We start from the raw sequence: 20,468 nt of genomic DNA, 5'->3' as shown, positions 1-20,468 counted from the left end.
CTTAATTATATAGAATAAAATTGGCCAAAACCGTCCTCAAAAATATATTACAAATTTTAATTATCCTAATTTTTAACAATTTTTTAGCACAGAAAACCCCTGAAAAATTGCCTAAAAATACGGTTAAAGATACTATTTCCAAAAAGGATACCATTGTTGCAAAAAAAGAAGCTTTAGATGATGTACTTCAGACAAAAGCAGATGATCAGCGCAGAGATATCCCTAAAAAAATGACATTCCTTAATAAGAATGCCCAGGTGAAATATCAGGATATGCAGATTGATGCAGATTATATTTCCATTGATGATAATAAAAATCTGATCTATGCGAGAGGAAAACAGGATTCTTTAGGGAAAATCATAGAACCTGTAATTACTACTCAGGCTGGGAAGAAATACGAAACCAACGAATTCAGCTATAATACAAAAACGAAACAGGCTATCGCTTTCAATGCAAGAACAGAAGAAAGTGAAGGGGTAATTATAGCTCAGAAAACAAAAAAATATAATGATTCGGTGTTTGCTATGAGAAAAGCAGACTATACCACCGATGAATATTTTGTTAAGAAAAAAGACACGGCAGCGGATTACTTTATGAGAGCTTCCAATATCAAACTGATCAAATCCAAAAATAAATCTCAGATTGTGACGGGGCCTATTCAAATGTATATAGAACAGGTTCCTACACCACTTATTATGCCTTTTGCCATACTTCCGTTTTCGGATAAAAGAGCAGCCGGTATTTTGATTCCGAGTTTCGGTGAAAGGGAAGATGTAGGTTTCTTCCTGAATGGTATTGGATATTATCAGCCTATTGGAGAACATTTTGACCTTAAAGTACTTGCCGATATTTATACGAAAGGAAGCTGGAATTTGCGCCCACAGATGAATTACCAGAAGAAATATCGCTATTCGGGAAGCTTCAATGCTGACATTGGAACGATCGTAAGAGGAATTAAAGGGTTGGATGATTATACTAAAAGCAGTACTTATAGAATCAGCTGGTCACATGCTCAGGATTCTAAAGCAAATCCTTTCCTTACATTCAGTGCACAAGTGGATATTGTAAGTACAAAGTTCTATAATAACCCGCTTAACAACAATTATATTTTCAATCAGAATGTATTGAATACCCAGCAGAATTCAACGGTAACCCTTACCAAAAGATTTCTGAAACTTCCCATGACGATTACCGGAACGGCATCTTATTCTCAGAACTTTGCAACAGGATTGGCAGACCTTCGTCTTCCGCAGATGAATGTAGCGATCAATCAGTTTTATCTGTTTAAGTCAAAAACTGGAGTGAGACAAGGTCTTATTGAAAATATTACAGTAAATACAGGTTTTAACCTAACGAATTTTGTCACCACTCAGGAAAATGAATTGTTCAAAAAAGAAATGTGGGATAAAATGCAGACGGGCCTTAAAAATAACATCGCTTTAGCCACCAATACGACCTTAGCTAAATATTTTACCTTCAGTTTAAGTGCTAATATTGATAACGCATTAACCACAAAAACGTTAAACAGATATTATGATCCTGTGAAAAATGTAACAGTGGATGAAATCAATAAAAAGTTTGCAGGATATTCTTCATTCTCTACCACAGCAAGTCTTCAGACAACATTATATGGAATGATGAAGTTCAGGAAAGGGTCTGTTATAGAAGCGGTGAGACATATGGTAATTCCTAGTATTGGATTTACTTATTCTCCGGATTTTTCAAGCCCTGGTTTTGGATATTATAAGAACTATTATAATGCAACCGGAGCGCTTACTCCTTATTCTATCTTTGAAAAAGGAATTATTGGGAGCCCTTCAAATAATTTGGTAGGAGCATTAGGATTCAATATTGGAAATAACATCGAAATGAAGGTAAAGTCTAAAAGTGATTCTACCGGAGTGAAGAAAGTGAAGATTTTTGAATCTTTGAACCTTTCAGGAAGTTACAACTTTGCGGCTAAAGATCACCCTTGGTCTATTTTTACGATCAACGGGCAGTCTTCATTCTTTAATAATAAACTTACAGTAAATACCAGCCTTTCTCTTGATCCTTATAAGATTGAGTTCATTCCGGGACAAGATCAGGGAATCAGAACGGAGAAGTTTGGAGCGTTTGGTGTACAGGGATTCAATATTCAGGTGTCTTATCCTTTAAGCAGTGAGATTTTTGGAGAAAAAACAGACTATGGTAAGAAATATGCATCAAAAGGAGAAGTTCGAAATGAAAACTATTACTTTGATGATGACAACTATGCTCGTTTCGATCAGGCATGGACATTGAACGTTAATGCTAACTATGCTTATTCAAAAGGAACTAACAGGTTTGGAAGCAAAATTGCATCTTTAGGTCTTGACGGAAGTATTAAACTGACTCCTTATTGGAACGTTACCGGAAGTACACATTATGACTTGGTGACTAAACAGCTGGCTTATACGAGAATTGGTTTTTCAAGAGATCAGCGAAGTTTTACCATTAATTTTAACTGGGTACCATTCGGACAATATAAAGTATATGACTTCTTTATCGGGATCAAAGCTAATATCTTAAGCGACGCGCTGAAGTATAAAGACAGAAGCTTTACACAGCAAAATGCACCTTTCTAATATCAGATTGGCATTTGCCAATATAAATTTTATATTTGCAACCAAAATAAATCTAACGAAATTATCATGAAATTGCTTAACTTATCGTTGGTAATGAAAGATGGTTTTATAAAAAAATAAATATCCGTATATGAAACAAATAATCAATACAGTTAATGCACCTGCAGCTATCGGTCCCTATTCACAAGCAAATATGGCAAACGGAGTTTTATACATTTCCGGACAGATTCCTGTAGATCCTGCAACTGGTAAACTGGTAGAAGGAATCGAAAAGGAAACACATCAGGTAATGAAAAATCTTGAAGCAATCCTTACAGAAGCTGGTATGACTTTTAAAAATGTTGTAAAAGCAACTATCTTCCTTAAGAGCATGGATGATTTTGCAGTAATGAATGATATTTATGCTTCTTATTTAGATGCAGAAAGCTATCCGGCACGTGAAACAGTACAGGTTTCTTGTCTGCCCAAAAATGTGGATATTGAAATTTCTATGATTGCACATCAGGATTAATGAATTTTATAAGAAATACATTTGCGGTATTGATGGGTCTTGGGATAACAGGACTTATAATTACTCTTGGTATAAGGGCTTTTCCGCAATGGGTTACTTTCGAAGCTTTTGCTCCATTTGAGCATTGGCAGAGATTTCTTTTCAGTATGAAAGACGATAAGGCCTTCTTTGGCTTCCTTTTGTTCATTTCCGGACTAGGAACTACCATTGGTGGAGTAGCAACCGCAATCATCGTTAAATATGCGAAAGTGGCTTATGCTATTCTGATCGGGTTCATCATGCTGTTCATCGCAATGCTGGATGTTATTATATTTCCTTATCATCCTACATTTTATAAGATCTCGATCTTTCTTACTTTTTTCCCGTTTTCCTGGATTGGAGGTAAGATTGTAGAAGTGATTTATGAACGAAACAAGAAGAAAAGAATCGCTGAGAAAATGAATAAACCCAAGTAAATAATAAAAAAACGCTGCAAAGATTTGCAGCGTTTTTCTTTTGATATGAAAATAACTATTGTTTAGTGTATTGATTAAGGCATTTTAAATCCTTTTGTGTACATTCTTCCATAATCATCTACAAATTTCACCTGTACATTTCCTTGATATTTATTCAGAATGCTCTCGATGTCTTTTTGTGAATTTACTGGCTTACCATTTACTTCAATGATGATGTAATTGTCTACGATACCAATTTTAGCCATTTCGCCGCCTTCAGATACGTTTTTAGTAACTACACCACTATTCAATCCATATTCAGTTTTGAATCTTTCGTTAAGAGGATCAAACTCAGCCCCGATTTTTTCTGTTACACTAAGATCAGCTTTAGTTCTGGTAGAAGTACCTCCTTTCTGATCTCTCAATGTTACATTTGTTGTAGACTCTTTACCATTTCTTGAATAAGTCACCTGAACTTTATCACCCGGACGTTTGCTTCCGATTGACATAGACAGATCTGCAAAGTCAGTGATGTCATAGTTGTCTATTTTCGTAATGATATCACCTTTTTTCAGTCCTGCATCTTCTGCGCCGCTATTGTCTCCAAATCCTGTTACATAAACTCCGCTGCCTGATTTAATATTGGTTTTGAATTGTTTGTTATAGGCCTGAACTTGTTGATCATTTGAAAGATCTAATGATGAAACTCCTAAGAAACCTCTTTGTACAATACCGAATTTCTTAATATCCTCAACGATCTTTCTTGCCAGGTTAGATGGTACTGCAAATCCGTATCCCTGATAATATCCTGTTGTCGATTGAATAGCAGAGTTAATCCCAATAAGTTCACCATTGGTGTTTACCAAAGCCCCTCCGGAGTTCCCTGGGTTAATAGCGGCATCCGTCTGAATAAAGCTTTCAATTGGATTGCTTGCTTTCCCCTGGCTTCCTAAAATTCCAATTCCTCTTCCTTTAGCAGATACAATACCTGCGGTTACAGTGGAATTCAATCCCAGTGGATTTCCTACGGCCAATACCCATTGTCCTACATCGATATTGTCAGAGTTCGCAAAATTTAAGTAAGGAAGTCCTTTTTCCTCAATCTTTAAGAGAGAAATGTCCGTGTTAGGGTCAGTTCCTACTAAAGTAGCGATATATGATTTTTTGTTGCTTAGTACAACCTCCAGCTTATTAGCACCTGCTACAACGTGATTGTTTGAGATAATATAACCATCAGGAGAAATGATGACTCCTGAACCCATTCCTGAAGGCATGTTGTCCGGAGCTTGCTGTTGCTTCTGCCTTTGCTGGCCTCTTCCTCCGAACGGATCTCCAAAGAAATAATCGAACAGATCCTGTTCTGTGGCTCTGCTTGATGTTCTGCTTTGATAATTTTTAATAGTAACTACAGCCGGAACAGTTGTTTTAGCCGCTTTTACAAAGTCATCACCTACAGCTCCCGTATTCATTCCAGCGAATGAAGTATTGGGTGCGGATGTTGTAAAAAATGATTGATCTCCATTATTGGAGCCATGTCCGAAATATTGTATAGCTCCAACGGTAGTAGCTCCAGAAATAACTCCAACTACTGCAAATGGTAATAGTTTTTTTAAAGTACTCTTCATTGTATATCTTTCTTGTTTATTAATTAATTTTTATTTTATGTTTTTGAGTAAACAAATTTAATGTTAAATAAGTAAGCAATTAGTATGCTATGTTTCAATTTTAACTAAAATTTAACTGCTATTATATCATTTTATACATTATGTCATAATTGTTAAGGCCATAGTTAACAAAACTTAAAAAAAAATTAAATGAAATATGACAAAATGTTATCATAAAAATACTATAAAAAAGTAACTTTCATTACTCATTACGGCAGTAGCTGTCAATTATCATCTGCCTCACAAAAAGACGTTAATTTGAAAATGTTTATCTTTGCAAAAATATTTTTCTCACTTAAAACGTTTATAGCATGCAACTGTATAACACCTTAAGCGCAGAAGAAAGAGCCAAACTTATTGATGAAGCTGGTAAGGAACGTCTTACTTTATCTTTCTATGCGTACGCTAAAATTGAAGACCCTAAAAAATTTCGTGACGACTTATTCATAGCCTGGAATGCCCTGGATGCGCTTGGCAGAATTTATGTTGCCCATGAAGGAATTAATGCTCAGATGAGTGTGCCTGCAGATCAATTTGAAGCTTTTCGCGACACGTTAGAAGTATATGACTTTATGAAAGGAATCCGTTTGAATGTAGCGGTAGAGCAGGACAATCATTCCTTTTTAAAGCTGACGATTAAAGTAAGACATAAAATTGTTGCTGATGGTCTGAATGATGAGACTTTCGATGTCACCAATAAAGGGATTCACTTAAAGGCTCAGGAGTTTAATAATATGCTTGATGACCCTAATACGATTGTTGTTGATTTTAGAAATCACTATGAAAGTGAAGTAGGACATTTTGAAGGGGCTATTACTCCGGATGTAGAAAACTTCAGAGAAAGTTTACCAATCATCAATGAACAACTACAGGATTTCAAAGAAGATAAAAACCTATTAATGTATTGTACCGGTGGTATCCGTTGTGAAAAGGCCAGTGCATACTTCAAACATCAAGGGTTTAAAAATGTGTTCCAGCTGGAAGGCGGAATCATTGAATATACGCGTCAGATCAAAGATGAAGGAATCGAAAGTAAATTCATCGGTAAAAACTTTGTTTTCGATCACCGTTTAGGAGAAAGAATTACGGACGATATTATTGCACAGTGCCACCAATGTGGAAAACCTTGTGACAATCATACCAATTGTGCCAATGATGCCTGTCACCTTTTATTCATCCAGTGTGATGAATGTAAGGCAGCAATGGAGAACTGCTGTTCTACAGAATGTCTGGATACTATTCATTTACCTTGGGATGAGCAGGTGAAATTGAGAAAAGGATTACAGGTTGGAAATAAAGTATTCAGAAAAGGAAAATCTGATGCCCTGAAGTTTAAAAATTCGGGAGAGCTGCCTAAAGCTCCTTTAGCAAAAGCTGAGACGAAGAATATCCGTCAGAAAATATCGGTTAAAAAGGTGTTGGTTGGAAAGGCAGAACATTATTTTTCAAAATCAAAAATCGGACAATTTTTAATTGAAAATAAAGAACTCTCAGTAGGAGATAGAGTAATGGTTTCTGGTCCTACAACAGGTGAACAGGAACTTACAATTACTCAGATCTATGCAAATGGAGGACCTTGTGAAACAGCAAAACAGGGAGATCAGATCACTTTTGAAATTCCGTTCAGAGTTCGTTTGTCAGACAAACTGTATAAAATTCTTGAACCTGCTGAAAATGCGTAATGTATAAAGAAAACGTTCAGTAAAATAATATAACGCTTATGTTGAAAGCTGAGCTTAGAAAAAAATATATGCAAAAAAGAAAAGCCTTGTCTCGTGATGAGGCTTTCTTGTTATCTGAAAACATTTTTCAGAATTTCGTTACTTACTTTAAGCCTCAGGCGGGGCAGAAGATCCATGTTTTCGTTCCGATTGAGAAGTTTAATGAGATTGATACCCAAATCCTCATTGATTATTTGTTAGCGCAAAATATTCATGTCTACGTGCCTAAAATTGTAAACGATAAACTGATTGCTATTGAAATTTTCAATGATACTGTATTTGAGACAAATAATTGGGGGATTTCAGAGCCGGTTTCCAATCTGGATTCTGGTGAAACCTTTTTTCATTATGTGATCACTCCGCTTTTATACTGCGATCCAAAAGGAAATAGGGTAGGATACGGAAAAGGCTTTTATGATGGGCTTTTTCAAAATTTATCTCCAGCGACAAAAAAGATCGGGGTCAATTATTTTGGCCCCGATGAATATATTGCTGATGTCTGGGAAAATGATATTCCTCTTGACTACTTGGTTACGCCTACAGAAGTACTGTCTTTTTTTAGCGGTTTGGAATAGAAATCTAAAAAGTAAAACTTAAATTCTTTTTTCTGTTTGGATGTTGACAGTAATATATACTGAGCATTCTTTTCGAAGTTTCCCAAAGACTTATTTTTATCATCAAAGTATTCTACATTGAACTTAGCATAGTCTAAAGTGTCTTTTTTATAAAATTCCTTATAAACGTTCAAAGAATTTACTTTTGCGGCTTTCACTTTCATACTGTCTAATTCTTTAAACATTCTTTTGAAGGTTAAAGAATCAGGTTTGTGGAAATAACTTTCCATTTGTGAATAGATAAAACTATCTACTTCAGTATTTCTATTACCACTAATATAAAGGGTAGAAAGATCAAGAAGCTCCTGAACTTTTTGTTTGGTGATAGAATTAATGGCCTGCATGCTGTCCATTTGTACAGCTGGATAACTTTTTGTGTTGTTGCTGTTTCTTAATTTATCTAGATCACTTGCTTCTGTTTTTTTAGTACAGGCAGTAAATAAAGTCAGAAGTATAGTGAGGATTAAAAAATTATTTATTCTTTTCATCTGTAGTCGCAATTTTGAATTTAATGGATACGATCTTACCGTTGTCTTTTTTCATTTCTATTACATTCAGGTTTTTTAGAGATGTAGTAGGAGTAGTAACGAGGGTGATATACTTTTGTTTGTCTAATCTTTCAATACCGTAGGTGTTATTGTCATATACCTGATAGATTACAGCATTATTGCTGATCAGGTTTTCAAGCTGATTCCTTTTTTGTTTGATAAGGGCTACCTGTTCTTCAGAATTTCCTGTAATATCTTTTCTTGAGAAATAATAGGCTGCCATTTTATAATCATCAGGCTTAAGCTCAATCTTTTCTTCTTCAGGAGCATTTTCGAGGTTTCTGTTTACATCCAGCGGTTCATAAAACGCAGCGCTGATCTTCATCTTCAGATTTTTATCCTTGGTTGAATAAGAAAAACATTCACCAGGCTTGATTTTATACATCAACGGAGATTCATTTTCCTTAATAACCATGATGTCTAATGTGTTAATAACAGAAACTCCTCTGTCTTTATCAATGAAGCAATACGTATACGTTTTTGAAAAAAGTACATCCTTGAATCCCAGTAAACCTGTTATCGCTATTAAAACGGAAGTAATCAATGCCCAGGCATTCTTTTTTAGGAAATTTTTCTTGGCTGGTATTGCCGAAATTTCAACTTCGTTTTGTTTAGGTTGTGTTTTATTAACTTGCTGATTTTCAGTATTTGATTTTTGTAAATCAGTGTTTTCTTGGGGCTTTAATTCGAGTTTTTTGGGCTGAATTTCAGTTTTTGGAAGATCGGGAGCTGCAGCAACTGTTTCTTCCAAATCATTTATATCTTCTTCATCAAGATTTTCAATTTCCTGAAGTAATTCTCCGGCAAAAAGATGCTGCTTTTTGAATTCGTACCATGAGTCATAACCTGCATAAATACTCAATAAATTGAGCATGTCTATTCTGGGTAATTTAGTAACTGGTGAAGTTTTGAAATAGGTGTAAAATGATTTTTCACTGATGTTACCCTTGGCTTTTTTGCGCAAGTCTTCCTGAAAATATATGATATCTATACCCTTCCACTTGGATATGTCATCCTGTGAAGGGGTGTATTCTTTTAAATATTGACCTTGGACATCCTTTTTTAGCTGTTCAAAGTGTAATAGATCTAAATCTGTCAATTTTTTTTAAAATAATTAAATTGTTGATTATCAGTTATGTTTTTTTGTAAAACTATTTTACAAAGGTATTACAATTATTTTTCATAAACAAATTTTCTAACTGCTATACCTTTGTCTTGTTCAAATAACAGAACAGAAGAAAATTTTATAAAACAATATTAACAAAATTAAATTTAATTTATTATGAAAAAGTCATTATTCGTAGCTGCTATCGCTGCAATCTCTCTAGTTGCTTGTAAAAAAACTGACGCTACAGCTACTGAAGGTACAACTGATTCTGCTGCTGCTACTGTTGCTGATTCTGCTGCTACTGTAACTGATTCTGCTGCTAAAGTTGTTGATTCTGCTGCTACTACTGCTGTAGAAGCTACTAAAGATGCTGCTGCTGCTACTACTGCTGCTGGAGCTGAAGTTGCTAAAGATGCTGCTAAAGGTGCTGCTGATGCTGCTAAAGGAGCTGCTGATGCTGCTAAAGGAGCTGCTGATGCTGCTAAAGATGCTGCTAAGAAATAATTCTAGCTTAAGCTTAAAAATAAAAGAACCGTTTCACCCAGTGAAACGGTTTTTTTATGCTTATATATTGTCTTTTCCTTAAACATGTCATAGTGAGCTAAAAGAGAAGTAATCTCATTTATAGAAATAGTACAATACTTTGATTTGTCTGACAATCGCTAAACTTCTCTCTCCAATAGTAGCTTACCCTTTCTTTTGTCTTAAAGATTCATAACACGTTATTGCTACAGCATTACTCAGATTCAAAGAATCAATACTACCAGCCATCGGAATTAACGTATTTTTACCTTTTCCCATCCAGAAATTACTTAATCCGGAATGTTCTGTGCCGAATAATACAGCCGAACGTTGTGTGAAATCCCTTTTATAAAGATCTTCAGCTGTTTCATCCATCAGTGTTGTATACATATTGAAGTTATTTTTCTGAAGAAACTCAAGCGTTTCTTCATTTTCAGCCTGATAAACTTCCATCCCAAAAAGACATCCTACACTGGATCTGATTACATTCGGATTATAAAAATCGGTTTTTCCGTCTGCAACAATAAGAGCATCAATACCAAATGCTTCACAGCTTCTCAGAATAGCTCCTAAATTACCCGGTTTTTCTACTCCTTCAACGATGATAATGGTAGCATTATCTTTTGGAACATAAGATGAAAGCAGACTTTCTTTTGTTTGATATACCCCAATAATACCTTCTGAGCTTCCTCTATAGGCTATCTTTTCGTATACCTTATCACTTACAAAGTGAATTTTACCCTCAGGAAGTTTCTCTTTAAAGATATTTTCACAGATGAAGAATTCTACAGGTTTAAAATCATACTGCAAAGCTCTGGCATTTTCCTGCTGCCCTTCAACAACAAAAACTTTTGACTTTTTGCGAAACCTGTTGTCAGTAAGCAGCTTAGTGACATTTTTTATTTTTTCGTTTTGAAAGCTTTCTATCAACATGCTGCAAAATTATGCAAAAAATTTATGATTGTACTTCTTTGCTTTTTATAAAAAGTGTTTTCCAGGTAATCTGAAATGGTTCGTTCTTCTTCTTTTTATAGTATATGATCATTCCTATTATTAGAAATATGGATAAAAATTTATACAGATTTCCAAAAAGGTTTCCGGAGGCATTATCTGATACATTGAAAATTTCCCAGTACAAATTCATAAGGAAATGAAGAAATATGGCAGGCCATAAATTAAAATTCTTTTCAACATAAACCCAGGCAAAAAATACCGATCCCAGAAATGTAATGGTAAATATTTCAATAAGTTCCATCATATTCTGACTCTGATATAAATGAATCTGGGCAAATAATAATGACCCGAACAGAATGGATGAAATAAATCCCAGTCTGCTAAATCTGTATAATATACCAATGAGGAAGGCTCTGAATATGATTTCTTCAAAAAATGCTGATGAAATGGTATTGATAAATAAGGATTCGATACTGATGACGCTGATTATTCTAAAGTGTACTGTATAACCAATCAACATGGGCAAGGTTCCTATAAAAGCTAAAGCAAAACCTTTAATAGCAGATTGATCCAAAGAAAACAGGTTGATGATAGGCTTTTCGGGAAGTATTATTTTCAGTGTTATGATTAATGGGATCAAAGTAGCAGAATAAGCCACAACATGTGCTATAGCTTTACTGTGTAATAGGTCTTTGATAAAATGCTGAATACTTTTGAAGTAAAAAAAATCAAAGAAATAATAGATGATAAAGCCAAGGATAAAGACTAAATAGAAGCGGATGTTTTTACTCATGTTAATTATTTTGAGCAAAAGTGAGGCTTTATAGAACGTGAATCCATGTATTGTGATGAACATCAAGAAATAGTGACCAATGGCAAGCTTTTATTTTTTAAGCTGTTGTAATTTGGGGATAATAGCCGATATAAAACTTCTTGATACAGGAATAGTGAAATCAATTTCCGGGAGGATTAACTTGTAACCTTGGGCATTGCCTTTGATGTTCTTTACTTTTTCAAGGTTTACAATATAAGAACGGTGGCACTTTTTAATTACATCGGTTTCTGTTTGCTGTAAGATATTTGAAAGGCTTATTCTTACTAATTTTTTTTTGACTTCATTATTTTCTAAAAAGTATAAAGTACAATAGTTTTCCATAGATTGGATACATAATAAACTCTCTGTAGAAATGAGAATTTCTATATTATTTGCTTGAATAGTAAGTGTTTTTGCTTGTGAGTTTTCAGAATTTTCAAGTAAACCTAGCGCAATATTTTGGGCGGTATTTTCGTGGATGTTCTTTAAATAAATATACCTTGATAAGATATAAATAGCAGAAATGGGAATACCTACTGCTAATGAATAAAGAAGCATATATCCATAATTTTCAAAACTAAGATTGACTTTACTGATAATTAATGAGTTATATAAGTAGGATAAGATCGAGGCTAAAAATAATACAGTCAATATTTTTAATAATTCTGAACCAATATTCCAGTCAGTGAGACGTGAAACGTAAAGATTGGATATGAAAAATACTGTTCCGAAAATAATGGTGTAAGGGAAAAGAAGAAAATATTTGTAAGGATGATGGAAGCTTTCGGTTCCAAAAGGCTGAAAAATAATCAAAAAAAGATACACTGTAATCCCTGCTCCGAAAGAAGAGAGTAGAATTTCTGCAAATGATTCAGATTTGGGGTAAGAATACGATTTTAATGAAGGCAGATGTATCATCTAAAAATAATTTTATATCAACTTTTGTAAAATTATATAAAATTAATGATTGATTATACTATGAATCAGTCTATATTTTTTTATCAGTAACCAATTGGTTAGCAATATATTCACTAGGTGTAATTCCTTCAAACTGTTTAAAGACTCTGTTGAAAGTTGCCTGACTTGTGAAACCTGCACCTGTGTAAATGTACATGAGGGTAACTTTTGTTAAGTCTGATTTTTCAATGAGGTTTTTTACATAATTGATTCTTAATGAATTGAGGTATTGGTTGAAATTTTTATACCCTTTATAGTCAATGGCTCGTGACAAGTAGTTGATATTGGTTTTTAGTTCAGAGCATAGACCCGAGATTTTAATAGAAGGATTAGTGAAGTAATTATTGTATCTCATGTACTTATCCAATTCCAAAAATAAGCTTTCCAGTTTACGGTGATCTATTATTAAATCATTTTTGTTTTTATCAGATAATTCTATGATATAATGGGGCTCTTTTGAAGGAATATTTGCCTTTTTTATGTATTTTTCTTTTATTTTTCTTTTAATACTGTATTCAAAAGCTTTAGATTCTAAATGGTTTATTTTGAGCTTGTAGTATAAAAATAAACAGATTAAGGAAATGTTTGCCAGTATAGTAGCTGCATTAGTCGGACGGAGATATTTTTTGTCATATTGATAAAAATGATGGTCAAAATATTTAGCGTATGCCATAATGATCAGCATTAATATAATGGTGTAAAACATATAGTAGACAACCATCTTTCTTTTTAAAAAAATATAGGCACATATTGGCATAGGTATTAACCAGATAAATCCTACAAGAGAATCATCAATAAAGTTTAAGATGATGACAGAAATATACAAGGAGCTAAAATGAAGGTAGGCATTCACAATCCTGGATATATTAAAATTTCTCCTGATAAGTATATAAGAGTAAATATAAAATACTAATGCTCCCGCAAAATAATAAAGGGGAGATGTATTTTTTAGCCAAAACAGATAAATATAAATAGAGGCAATATGGAAGATGGCAAGAATAGCTAAATACGTTTCAATAAGCTGCTTTTTTAACGAATGTATTCTGTTATTGTAGTATTGAGTAATTCTCATCGCAGCAGGCCTTCAGCTTTTATTCACTTTTTAGAAGGGACAAATATAGCCTCTAAATTTTTTTTATACAAAGCAAACATTCAATTTAAATTATTGTTGCAGACTGTTTTGATAATTTTCAAAAAAATAATAATTAATCATATTCATAAAATGATTGGTTTAAAAAATTAATATTCAGGATTGTATCCGTATTTCAATCATTTTTTCAATATGATTTTACTATAGTTTTTGTGATTTTATATAAGATTTAATTTTGCAAAAATAAAATGATAGAGGAAGTTATTAGAATAATGCCCGCATAACTTGACTGATTCTATGGAAGGGAATATTACAGTATTATGAAAGGCCAATTTGAAACTGAATGATGAAAAAAAAGAGTTAAAAAACTAATAGCCTTTTATTATACAAACAACCTTTTAAAAAAGAATTTATGAAGAAACTTTTCTATGTTTTGATGATTAATCTGCTATGTGGGCTTTCATTATCTAAAGCACAAAACGTAACTGTGAGCAATGGCGGGGCGGGACAATCATCTGTTTATACTTTTGAGTATACAACCTCTGTGGCTATTGGTACAGGAACTTCAACACCTAACGTGTTTTATCTTTCATTACCTACAGGATTTCCTGCAATTTCTCATGTTATATCAGGAGGGAAAAATTTGCAGCCTTATGTTACTTTTAAAGTGAATGGAGTAGCTTACCCTTGTTCTACTTCATTTGGAACAGTAGGAGGAAGTTGGAGTAGCGGAATACAATTATCTGTAGGTGGTGCAACTAGTGGAGTAGCGATTCCGGCTGGAGCGCAGATTCAGATTATCATTTCGGAACTAATTAAAAACCCAGCAAATCCAGGAATATATACTATACAATGGAGGACGGCAGCAGGAAGTGGGCAGAGTACACAGGATTTCAGTAGCAAGATTAATGTTTCAGGAACTTTAGCTACGCAGGAAGTGAAAATCAAACACGATGAACTTTCCGTATATCCGAATCCTGCCATTGATTTTATTCAGGTTTCAGGAGTAGGTAAGCATCAAAAATACACGGTATATAATTCTATAGGAAATTATATAACAGAAGGAAATATTTCCGAAAAAGAAAAAATTGATACTCATCATTTTGTTTCAGGTGTCTATTTTCTGAAACTTGAAAACGGACAATCCGTTCAGTTTATCAGAAAATAAATAGATGAGGCAGTTTGAAATTAAGGCTGTCTCATTTTGTTTTTAAAACATTATTGATGATCCAGAATTTTCTCAGGTGTTTTTATAAGAATAATAGTTCCGATCAGTAATGAGAAACAGCTTGCTATCCAAAGAAAATATCCCGGGCCATATCCTGTTATCGGAAATTTGTGTCCTGCTTCATTGACTGTGATTTCACCAACAGATAGATAACAAAAGGTAAGACCAAAAGCAATGAGGCTGAGCACTGCGGATATTTTTATTTGTTTTAATAATAAGAAAAAAGCTCCAATAAAAAGCAAAGGATTAGCCAGCCATGCTATACCGCCACCATCCATTTCTGCCCAACCCAGTAGAGCACATGCCAGGCCGCTCATTTCATGACCTTTTGCATATACAGCAGTGAAAGGGAGTGAAGCAATATAAAGGATAAGGCATATTAATAGGATAAGATTTGATTTTTTCATAGTATTTTGGTGTTTACTCTAGTACATCACTATTGTCAATAAGACTTTGAGGCAGATCTTTTTTATTTTTAATTCCTAATGATTTCAGCTTTTGAGTCTGGAGCACAAGGTTGTCATTTCCTGTATACAACTGTTTGTAAGCATCATTGTAAACGTTTTTGGCAAGATCGAGATTTCGGCCTACTTTTTCAAGATTATCTACAAAACCTACAAATTTATCATATAATCTGGCGCCTCTATCAGCAATTTCAAGGGCGTTTTTATTCTGATATTCACGTTTCCAAAGATCTGCAATCAGTTTTAAAGAGGTGATGAGATTGCTAGGGTTCAAGAGCAGAATTCTTCTTTCGTAGGCATAATTCCAAAGGTTCTGGTCTGCCTGCATAGCTGCAATGTAAGCCGGTTCACTTGGAATGAACATCATGACGAAATCCAGCGATTTTCCGTAATCATCATAAGCTTTCTGGCTAAGCTGCATAATATGATTTTTGATGGAGCTTAAATGTTGATTAAGCTTCATCATATAAACATCTTGGTCGGTTTCATCCACTAATTCCGTAAATGCAGTAAGAGAGACTTTAGAATCAATGATGACATTTCTTTCATCCGGGTATTTTACAACGGCATCTGGACGCATTTTTTTACCGGAAAATTCTGAGAACAAAGCTTTATTATCTTCATCACGGAGCTCATGTTCCAGAAAATATTCTCTTCCTTTTACCAATCCGGACTTTTCCAGAATACTTTCAAGGATCATTTCACCCCAATTTCCCTGGGTTTTACTTTCACCTTTCAATGCTCGGGTTAACTTTTTAGCGTCTTCGGAGATTTGCTGGTTCAGTTCTGCGAGTTCTTTTACTTTTTCAGCAAGAGAGAAACGCTCTTTGTTTTCTTTTTCATAAGCTTCATTTACTCTGTTTTTTAAATCTGTAATTTTTTCCTGAAAAGGTTCAAGAATGTTCTTAAGATTGTTCTGATTTAAAGTTGTGAATTTTTCTGTTTTTTCCTCTAAAATTTTATTGGCGAGATTTTCAAACTGCAGTTTGGATTCGTCCTGTATTTTGGTAATTTCTTCTTTTTGGGTATTCAGGGATTTTTGAAGACTTTCATTTTGCGCAGAAAGTTCAGAATTCTTAGCAAAAAAATCCTGTTTTTCAGCGATAAGGGTTTCTATCTGGAAATCCTGTTTTAGCGTTAATTGCTTTTGTTCCTGAAACTGGCTGTTGAGTGAAGAATGTTGAGCGGAAAGTTTAGCAAATTCATTTTTCAAATCATTCAGAAGATCCTGCTGTTGTATATTGATTTCCTTTTCTTTACTAAGATTCTGAGCCAATTCCTGAATTTTTGTATTTGAATTCTCCAGATCTGATTTGTTTTTGATATGTAAGAAATTGAGTTCATCATAAGAGCTTCTTGAAACTGTTGAAGATTTCAAAGCAAAATATAAAATAATGGCTCCAATGGCTCCACCAACAATACATCCAATAATTAAATAGGTCATCTCCATTCCTCAAAATTAGGAAAAAAGGCTGGAAGTTAATGCTGAGTGATTAATTTCTACAAACAGTTTCGAATCATTGTTAATGACTCCTCTCATCCTTGGAAAAGTCTTTGCTTCCTTCTTCTGGCTTCCTTTCTTCAATCATAATTCCTATATTTATAGGAAATTTCAGAAATAGTATGAATATCTTATTGGTAGAAGACGATCAAAGAATTAGCAGTTTCCTATTGAAAGGGCTTTCTGAAGCTGGGCATAATATGACGCTTGCAGATTCCGGTGAAAAAGCAAGAGAAATTCTTCATACCTATGATTTTGATATTATATTAATGGATATTATGCTTCCGGGATTGGACGGAATGCAGCTTACCCAGATCATAAGATTTAAAGGAAACTATACTCCCATTTTGGTTTTGAGTGCTTTAAACAGTCCTGATGATAAAATTAAGATGCTGGATCTAGGGGCAGATGATTATTTATCCAAACCATTTCACTTTGAAGAATTGATCTCAAGGATCAAAGCATTAACCAGAAGAAATAAGCTAAGTTACCAGAAAGAAGATCACCAATTGTCTTGTGGCAATATTACGGTTGATACAGATCTTCATAAGGTAACTCAAAATGATAAAGAGATCGAATTTTCTCCTACAGAATATAAACTTTTTACTTTTCTGATGGAGAATAAAAATAAGGTATTGAGCAGAACTCAGATCTTGCACAATGTCTGGGGAATTGATTTTGACAGTGCAACCAATGTAGTAGACGTCTACATTTCGTATGTTCGTAACAAGATTGATGAATCGGAGCAGAAAATTATTCACACCGTAAAAGGGACAGGGTACTTAATTAAAGATTAAAATGACGCTTAGGAACAGGTTTACCCTTATTTCCAGCCTTTCGTTCGGCATCGTTTCTATCATCACATCTGCGGTGATATTTTTTGCTTATTATGACAGTACCAAAATCTTTTATTTTGAGAAACTCAGGAATACAGCTTTGATTTCTGCCATCTATTATCTTGAAAAAGATGAATTACCCAAAGACAGACATGCCCAGATTAAACAGGAATATAAACACCTTATTCAAAATAATCAAGTAGCAGTTTATAATAAGAATAATGAAGTGACGTTTGGGCAGAATCTAAATGATGAGAATATTAAGCCTTCTCATTTACAGGCTGCGAGAAACAATAAAGGCACACAGTTTATGTCTGGTAATCAATTCTACTATGGAATTTTTTATCCGGATAACCAGGGAGACTTTGTGGTTTTTGTAAAATCCCCAAATGACTCATTCCAATCACAGATCTGGAGGCTTTCTATCATCATGCTTTCTGTACTGATTATTGGGCTGCTGGCTATCTATTTCTTGAGCCGTTATCTTTCAAAGGTTGTTTATAAGCCTATTTCAAATGTGGTAGAACGAATTAATAAGGTAGATTATAATAATATTTCTACAGCAATTACCTCCACCAATACCAATGATGAAATTGAAGATCTGATTAAATCTTATAATAAACTATTGGGCAGAATCTCTGAAAATGTTCTGTTGCAGCAAAACTTTATCAACTATGTTTCTCACGAATTTAAAACTCCGTTAGCAGCTATTTCCGGAAATCTTGAAGTTTTTGCTCAAAAAGACCGTACTCCCGAAGAATATAAAAAGGTAGCTAAAGAATCTCTGGATAATGTCTATGAGATTGAAAATATTCTCAACAATCTTTTGCTGATGTCCGGAATGACCAAACTTGAATCTTCCCATCAACAAGTAAGAATAGATGAACTCATCTGGAAGATTTATGAAAAACTGGAACCTAAAGCAAAGGAAAATCAATCCAATATTAAAATCCAGCTTCAGGTCACAAAACCTTCTTTATTAGAATTTCCAGGAAATGAAACACTTCTTTATTTGGCATTATATAATATTGTAGAAAATGCAATCAAATACTCTCATGGGCATCCTGTAGAGATTATTTTATCAGAAAAGAACAATCAACTGAATATTGAAGTGAAAGACCAGGGAAAAGGAATTCCCATAGATGATCTGGCTAAGATTACAGAAACTTTTTACAGAGGAAAGAATGTAGACGGCATTAAAGGAAGTGGTATTGGTCTTTCATTATCAAGAAGTATTTTTGACCATCATCATATTATCATGGATATTGATTCTAAAGTAGATGTGGGGACTAATGTTCTGCTTGTTTTTCCTTCTGTTATTTAATTTCCGGCAGACTTCTCAGATTTTCACAGATGTTTATGGGTAAGTTTTTTACGAAATATAATTGTGTCATTTGTGAAAAGTATTTATGCAATTTGTGTTAAAAAAGATCTGCGTAATCTCCATGATCTACGAGAATCATAGGCAAATCCTAACCTATTCTAATCAAACTCTAATGTTGGCCTAATTGAATTTTAATTTCATTCGAAATTGGCTCTAATATTAGACGGATAGCTTTGTGGTCTTAAAATAAGAGGACCTTGAAGAAGATTTTTTTTACACTATTTTATATTCATTGTTTCAGTTTCTTTTCAGCCCAGATTTCAGATACTCTGAAGATCGGAAGAAAGGAAGCTGAAACCATTTTTCTTGCCAATAATCTTGATCTTATTGCTCAAAAATTAGAAATTTCTCAGGCTGAGGCGAGAGCACTTCAGGCTAAATACTGGCCTAATCCTAAATTAAGCATCAGTGAAGTCAATTTCTGGAGGACTTATGATATTGAAGAGCAGCCTGCACTGATTGGAAACTGGGGGAAGAATACCCAGATTTCTGCTGAAATAGAGCAGGTAATTCAAACCGCAGGAAAGAGAAGAAAAAATATTGAGCTGCAAAAAATAGAAGTAGAGGGAGAAAAATATGAATTACAGGAAGTATTGCGTGAGCTCAAAAAGACTTTAAGGAATTCGATTACTGAAATTCAATACAATCAGGAACAGCAGAAGATTTATCAAGGACAAATTGCATCTATCGAAAAATTAACACGATCCTATAATAATCAATTAATCTTGGGGAATATCAGTAAGGCTGAATATATTCGTTTGAAGGCTCAGGAAATTGAATTCAAGAAAAAGCTTGTTTCTCTGAAGCAGGAAATTGAAGACCAGCAGGCAGAGTTAAAGGCTTTATTGATGATTCCGTCTCACTCTTATCTCGTTATTTCAGATCCCTTTACCATGCCAGAAAAACAGCTCTCAGAAATAGAACTGACGCAATGGATGGAAAAAGCAAAAGAAAACCGTCCGGATATCCTGATCTCTAAAAATAAAGAGAAACAAGCCGCCAAGAATCTGGAAATTCAAAATGCGATGAAAACTCCCGATGTAGCGGTCTCCATTGGCTATGATCGTGGCGGAAATATTATGAAAGACTTTATTGGATTAGGAGTTTCTGTTGATCTTCCCATCTTCGACAGGAATAAAGGAAATATTCAGGAAGCCAGGCTTGAAATTGAAAAGAGCAAAAATGAAACCCGGAAAAATCAGTTGAAATCCGAGAATGAAATTGTTTCCGTTTTCAGGAACTATATCCGTACCCAACAGGTCTCAGAAGAAATTGATGATACCTACGAATCCACACTGGATGGTTTATTGGTGAGTCATGAAAAGAACTTTAGGTTAAGGAATATCAGCATGTTGGAGTATATGGATTTTCTGGATACCTATATCGGCAATAAAATGATTATCCTGGATACTAAAAAAGAGCTTAACCAATACTATGAGAACCTGCAATATGTTGTAGGGCAGGATTTATAGATAACCATTCAGCATAGTCTTAAAAATATATGAACATCTA

Annotated in this window: 19 protein-coding genes; 10 read left to right on the top strand and 9 right to left on the bottom strand. The window is 34.1% G+C overall.

Annotated elements, in window-relative coordinates:
- The first annotated feature begins 20 nt into the window (after positions 1 to 20).
- The 3 genes from AC3HD6_RS05450 (at position 21) to AC3HD6_RS05440 (ending at position 3,572) form a co-directional block, all read left to right on the top strand.
- The gene (locus tag AC3HD6_RS05450; protein ID WP_488895429.1) at positions 21 to 2,606 is read left to right on the top strand and encodes a putative LPS assembly protein LptD; all 2,586 of its coding nucleotides are present in this window, start codon (positions 21 to 23) and stop codon (positions 2,604 to 2,606) included.
- Positions 2,607 to 2,736: 130 nt separating this feature from the next.
- Positions 2,737 to 3,117 carry a RidA family protein gene (locus AC3HD6_RS05445; protein WP_045491236.1) on the top strand — a complete coding sequence of 127 codons (381 nt, stop codon included), beginning with the start codon at positions 2,737 to 2,739 and terminating at the stop codon, positions 3,115 to 3,117.
- Positions 3,117 to 3,572, top strand: a complete 456-nt coding sequence (locus AC3HD6_RS05440; RefSeq protein WP_068940332.1) for a hypothetical protein — start codon at positions 3,117 to 3,119, stop codon at positions 3,570 to 3,572. The genes AC3HD6_RS05445 and AC3HD6_RS05440 overlap by 1 nt, the downstream gene beginning before the upstream one ends.
- 74 nt (positions 3,573 to 3,646) lie before the next feature.
- On the opposite strand, the gene AC3HD6_RS05435 is transcribed toward AC3HD6_RS05440, so the two are convergent.
- Positions 3,647 to 5,176: a trypsin-like peptidase domain-containing protein gene (locus AC3HD6_RS05435; RefSeq protein WP_488895428.1), complete on the bottom strand. Its 1,530-nt coding sequence runs from the start codon at positions 5,174 to 5,176 to the stop codon at positions 3,647 to 3,649.
- Positions 5,177 to 5,526: 350 nt separating this feature from the next.
- Here AC3HD6_RS05435 and trhO point away from each other — a divergent pair, with 350 nt between their 5' ends.
- Positions 5,527 to 6,897: an oxygen-dependent tRNA uridine(34) hydroxylase TrhO gene (gene trhO, locus AC3HD6_RS05430; protein ID WP_488895427.1), complete on the top strand. Its 1,371-nt coding sequence runs from the start codon at positions 5,527 to 5,529 to the stop codon at positions 6,895 to 6,897.
- Positions 6,898 to 6,935: 38 nt separating this feature from the next.
- On the top strand, positions 6,936 to 7,511 hold the full coding sequence (locus AC3HD6_RS05425; protein ID WP_488895426.1) for a 5-formyltetrahydrofolate cyclo-ligase: 576 nt from the start codon (positions 6,936 to 6,938) through the stop codon (positions 7,509 to 7,511).
- Here the strand turns inward: AC3HD6_RS05425 and AC3HD6_RS05420 are convergent.
- Both AC3HD6_RS05420 and AC3HD6_RS05415 read right to left on the bottom strand, forming a co-directional pair.
- Positions 7,460 to 8,038, bottom strand: coding sequence for a hypothetical protein (locus tag AC3HD6_RS05420; RefSeq protein ID WP_068940326.1), 579 nt, complete (start codon positions 8,036 to 8,038; stop codon positions 7,460 to 7,462). The genes AC3HD6_RS05425 and AC3HD6_RS05420 overlap by 52 nt on opposite strands.
- Positions 8,022 to 9,197, bottom strand: a complete 1,176-nt coding sequence (locus tag AC3HD6_RS05415; RefSeq protein WP_488895425.1) for a hypothetical protein — start codon at positions 9,195 to 9,197, stop codon at positions 8,022 to 8,024. The genes AC3HD6_RS05420 and AC3HD6_RS05415 overlap by 17 nt, the downstream gene beginning before the upstream one ends.
- 183 nt (positions 9,198 to 9,380) lie before the next feature.
- Here AC3HD6_RS05415 and AC3HD6_RS05410 point away from each other — a divergent pair, with 183 nt between their 5' ends.
- On the top strand, positions 9,381 to 9,710 hold the full coding sequence (locus AC3HD6_RS05410; RefSeq protein ID WP_065395887.1) for a hypothetical protein: 330 nt from the start codon (positions 9,381 to 9,383) through the stop codon (positions 9,708 to 9,710).
- 183 nt (positions 9,711 to 9,893) lie between these two features.
- Here the strand turns inward: AC3HD6_RS05410 and AC3HD6_RS05405 are convergent, their stop codons facing one another.
- The 4 genes from AC3HD6_RS05405 to AC3HD6_RS05390 form a co-directional block, all read right to left on the bottom strand.
- On the bottom strand, positions 9,894 to 10,661 hold the full coding sequence (locus tag AC3HD6_RS05405; RefSeq protein ID WP_488895424.1) for a TrmH family RNA methyltransferase: 768 nt from the start codon (positions 10,659 to 10,661) through the stop codon (positions 9,894 to 9,896).
- Positions 10,662 to 10,683: 22 nt separating this feature from the next.
- A complete protein-coding gene (locus AC3HD6_RS05400) occupies positions 10,684 to 11,475 on the bottom strand; it encodes a CPBP family intramembrane glutamic endopeptidase (protein WP_488895423.1) in 792 nt (263 codons plus the stop codon).
- Positions 11,476 to 11,565: 90 nt separating this feature from the next.
- Positions 11,566 to 12,414 (bottom strand): LytTR family transcriptional regulator DNA-binding domain-containing protein, encoded by an 849-nt coding sequence (locus AC3HD6_RS05395; RefSeq protein WP_488895422.1) that lies wholly within the window; start codon positions 12,412 to 12,414, stop codon positions 11,566 to 11,568.
- 70 nt (positions 12,415 to 12,484) lie between these two features.
- Positions 12,485 to 13,525: a helix-turn-helix domain-containing protein gene (locus tag AC3HD6_RS05390; protein WP_488895421.1), complete on the bottom strand. Its 1,041-nt coding sequence runs from the start codon at positions 13,523 to 13,525 to the stop codon at positions 12,485 to 12,487.
- Positions 13,526 to 13,955: 430 nt separating this feature from the next.
- On the opposite strand from AC3HD6_RS05390, the gene AC3HD6_RS05385 reads away from it, so the two are divergent.
- Positions 13,956 to 14,711, top strand: coding sequence for a T9SS type A sorting domain-containing protein (locus tag AC3HD6_RS05385; RefSeq protein WP_488895420.1), 756 nt, complete (start codon positions 13,956 to 13,958; stop codon positions 14,709 to 14,711).
- A gap of 50 nt (positions 14,712 to 14,761) precedes the next feature.
- Here AC3HD6_RS05385 and AC3HD6_RS05380 read toward each other — a convergent pair whose 3' ends face one another.
- Both AC3HD6_RS05380 and AC3HD6_RS05375 read right to left on the bottom strand, forming a co-directional pair.
- Entirely contained in the window at positions 14,762 to 15,178 is a 417-nt protein-coding gene (locus tag AC3HD6_RS05380; protein WP_488895419.1) for a hypothetical protein, read from the bottom strand.
- Positions 15,179 to 15,191: 13 nt separating this feature from the next.
- Positions 15,192 to 16,685, bottom strand: coding sequence for a DNA recombination protein RmuC (locus AC3HD6_RS05375; RefSeq protein ID WP_488895418.1), 1,494 nt, complete (start codon positions 16,683 to 16,685; stop codon positions 15,192 to 15,194).
- Positions 16,686 to 16,858: 173 nt separating this feature from the next.
- On the opposite strand from AC3HD6_RS05375, the gene AC3HD6_RS05370 reads away from it, so the two are divergent.
- The 3 genes from AC3HD6_RS05370 (at position 16,859) to AC3HD6_RS05360 (ending at position 20,428) form a co-directional block, all read left to right on the top strand.
- Positions 16,859 to 17,533, top strand: coding sequence for a response regulator transcription factor (locus AC3HD6_RS05370; protein WP_488895417.1), 675 nt, complete (start codon positions 16,859 to 16,861; stop codon positions 17,531 to 17,533).
- A 1-nt stretch (position 17,534) separates the two neighbouring features.
- Entirely contained in the window at positions 17,535 to 18,896 is a 1,362-nt protein-coding gene (locus AC3HD6_RS05365; RefSeq protein ID WP_488895416.1) for a HAMP domain-containing sensor histidine kinase, read from the top strand.
- A 257-nt stretch (positions 18,897 to 19,153) separates the two neighbouring features.
- The gene (locus AC3HD6_RS05360; protein ID WP_488895415.1) at positions 19,154 to 20,428 is read left to right on the top strand and encodes a TolC family protein; all 1,275 of its coding nucleotides are present in this window, start codon (positions 19,154 to 19,156) and stop codon (positions 20,426 to 20,428) included.
- Positions 20,429 to 20,468 lie beyond the last annotated feature (40 nt).

Source organism: Chryseobacterium sp. II3a (assembly GCF_057815135.1).
The sequence above is the reverse complement of the archived record's forward strand: the minus strand, read 5'-3'. Positions and strand labels throughout refer to the sequence as shown.

Bases quoted from the DNA above. Each gene is read 5' to 3' on its own strand.
- AC3HD6_RS05365 (WP_488895416.1), top strand. From the start codon at position 17,535: ATGACGCTTAGGAACAGGTTTACCCTTATTTCCAGCCTTTCGTTCGGC.
- AC3HD6_RS05410 (WP_065395887.1), top strand. From the start codon at position 9,381: ATGAAAAAGTCATTATTCGTAGCTGCTATCGCTGCAATCTCTCTAGTT.
- AC3HD6_RS05420 (WP_068940326.1), bottom strand. From the start codon at position 8,038: ATGAAAAGAATAAATAATTTTTTAATCCTCACTATACTTCTGACTTTA.
- AC3HD6_RS05375 (WP_488895418.1), bottom strand. From the start codon at position 16,685: ATGGAGATGACCTATTTAATTATTGGATGTATTGTTGGTGGAGCCATT.
- AC3HD6_RS05385 (WP_488895420.1), top strand. From the start codon at position 13,956: ATGAAGAAACTTTTCTATGTTTTGATGATTAATCTGCTATGTGGGCTT.
- AC3HD6_RS05445 (WP_045491236.1), top strand. From the start codon at position 2,737: ATGAAACAAATAATCAATACAGTTAATGCACCTGCAGCTATCGGTCCC.
- AC3HD6_RS05370 (WP_488895417.1), top strand. From the start codon at position 16,859: ATGAATATCTTATTGGTAGAAGACGATCAAAGAATTAGCAGTTTCCTA.
- AC3HD6_RS05380 (WP_488895419.1), bottom strand. From the start codon at position 15,178: ATGAAAAAATCAAATCTTATCCTATTAATATGCCTTATCCTTTATATT.
- AC3HD6_RS05405 (WP_488895424.1), bottom strand. From the start codon at position 10,661: ATGTTGATAGAAAGCTTTCAAAACGAAAAAATAAAAAATGTCACTAAG.
- trhO (WP_488895427.1), top strand. From the start codon at position 5,527: ATGCAACTGTATAACACCTTAAGCGCAGAAGAAAGAGCCAAACTTATT.
- AC3HD6_RS05395 (WP_488895422.1), bottom strand. From the start codon at position 12,414: ATGATACATCTGCCTTCATTAAAATCGTATTCTTACCCCAAATCTGAA.
- AC3HD6_RS05440 (WP_068940332.1), top strand. From the start codon at position 3,117: ATGAATTTTATAAGAAATACATTTGCGGTATTGATGGGTCTTGGGATA.
- AC3HD6_RS05390 (WP_488895421.1), bottom strand. From the start codon at position 13,525: ATGAGAATTACTCAATACTACAATAACAGAATACATTCGTTAAAAAAG.
- AC3HD6_RS05400 (WP_488895423.1), bottom strand. From the start codon at position 11,475: ATGAGTAAAAACATCCGCTTCTATTTAGTCTTTATCCTTGGCTTTATC.
- AC3HD6_RS05435 (WP_488895428.1), bottom strand. From the start codon at position 5,176: ATGAAGAGTACTTTAAAAAAACTATTACCATTTGCAGTAGTTGGAGTT.
- AC3HD6_RS05425 (WP_488895426.1), top strand. From the start codon at position 6,936: ATGTTGAAAGCTGAGCTTAGAAAAAAATATATGCAAAAAAGAAAAGCC.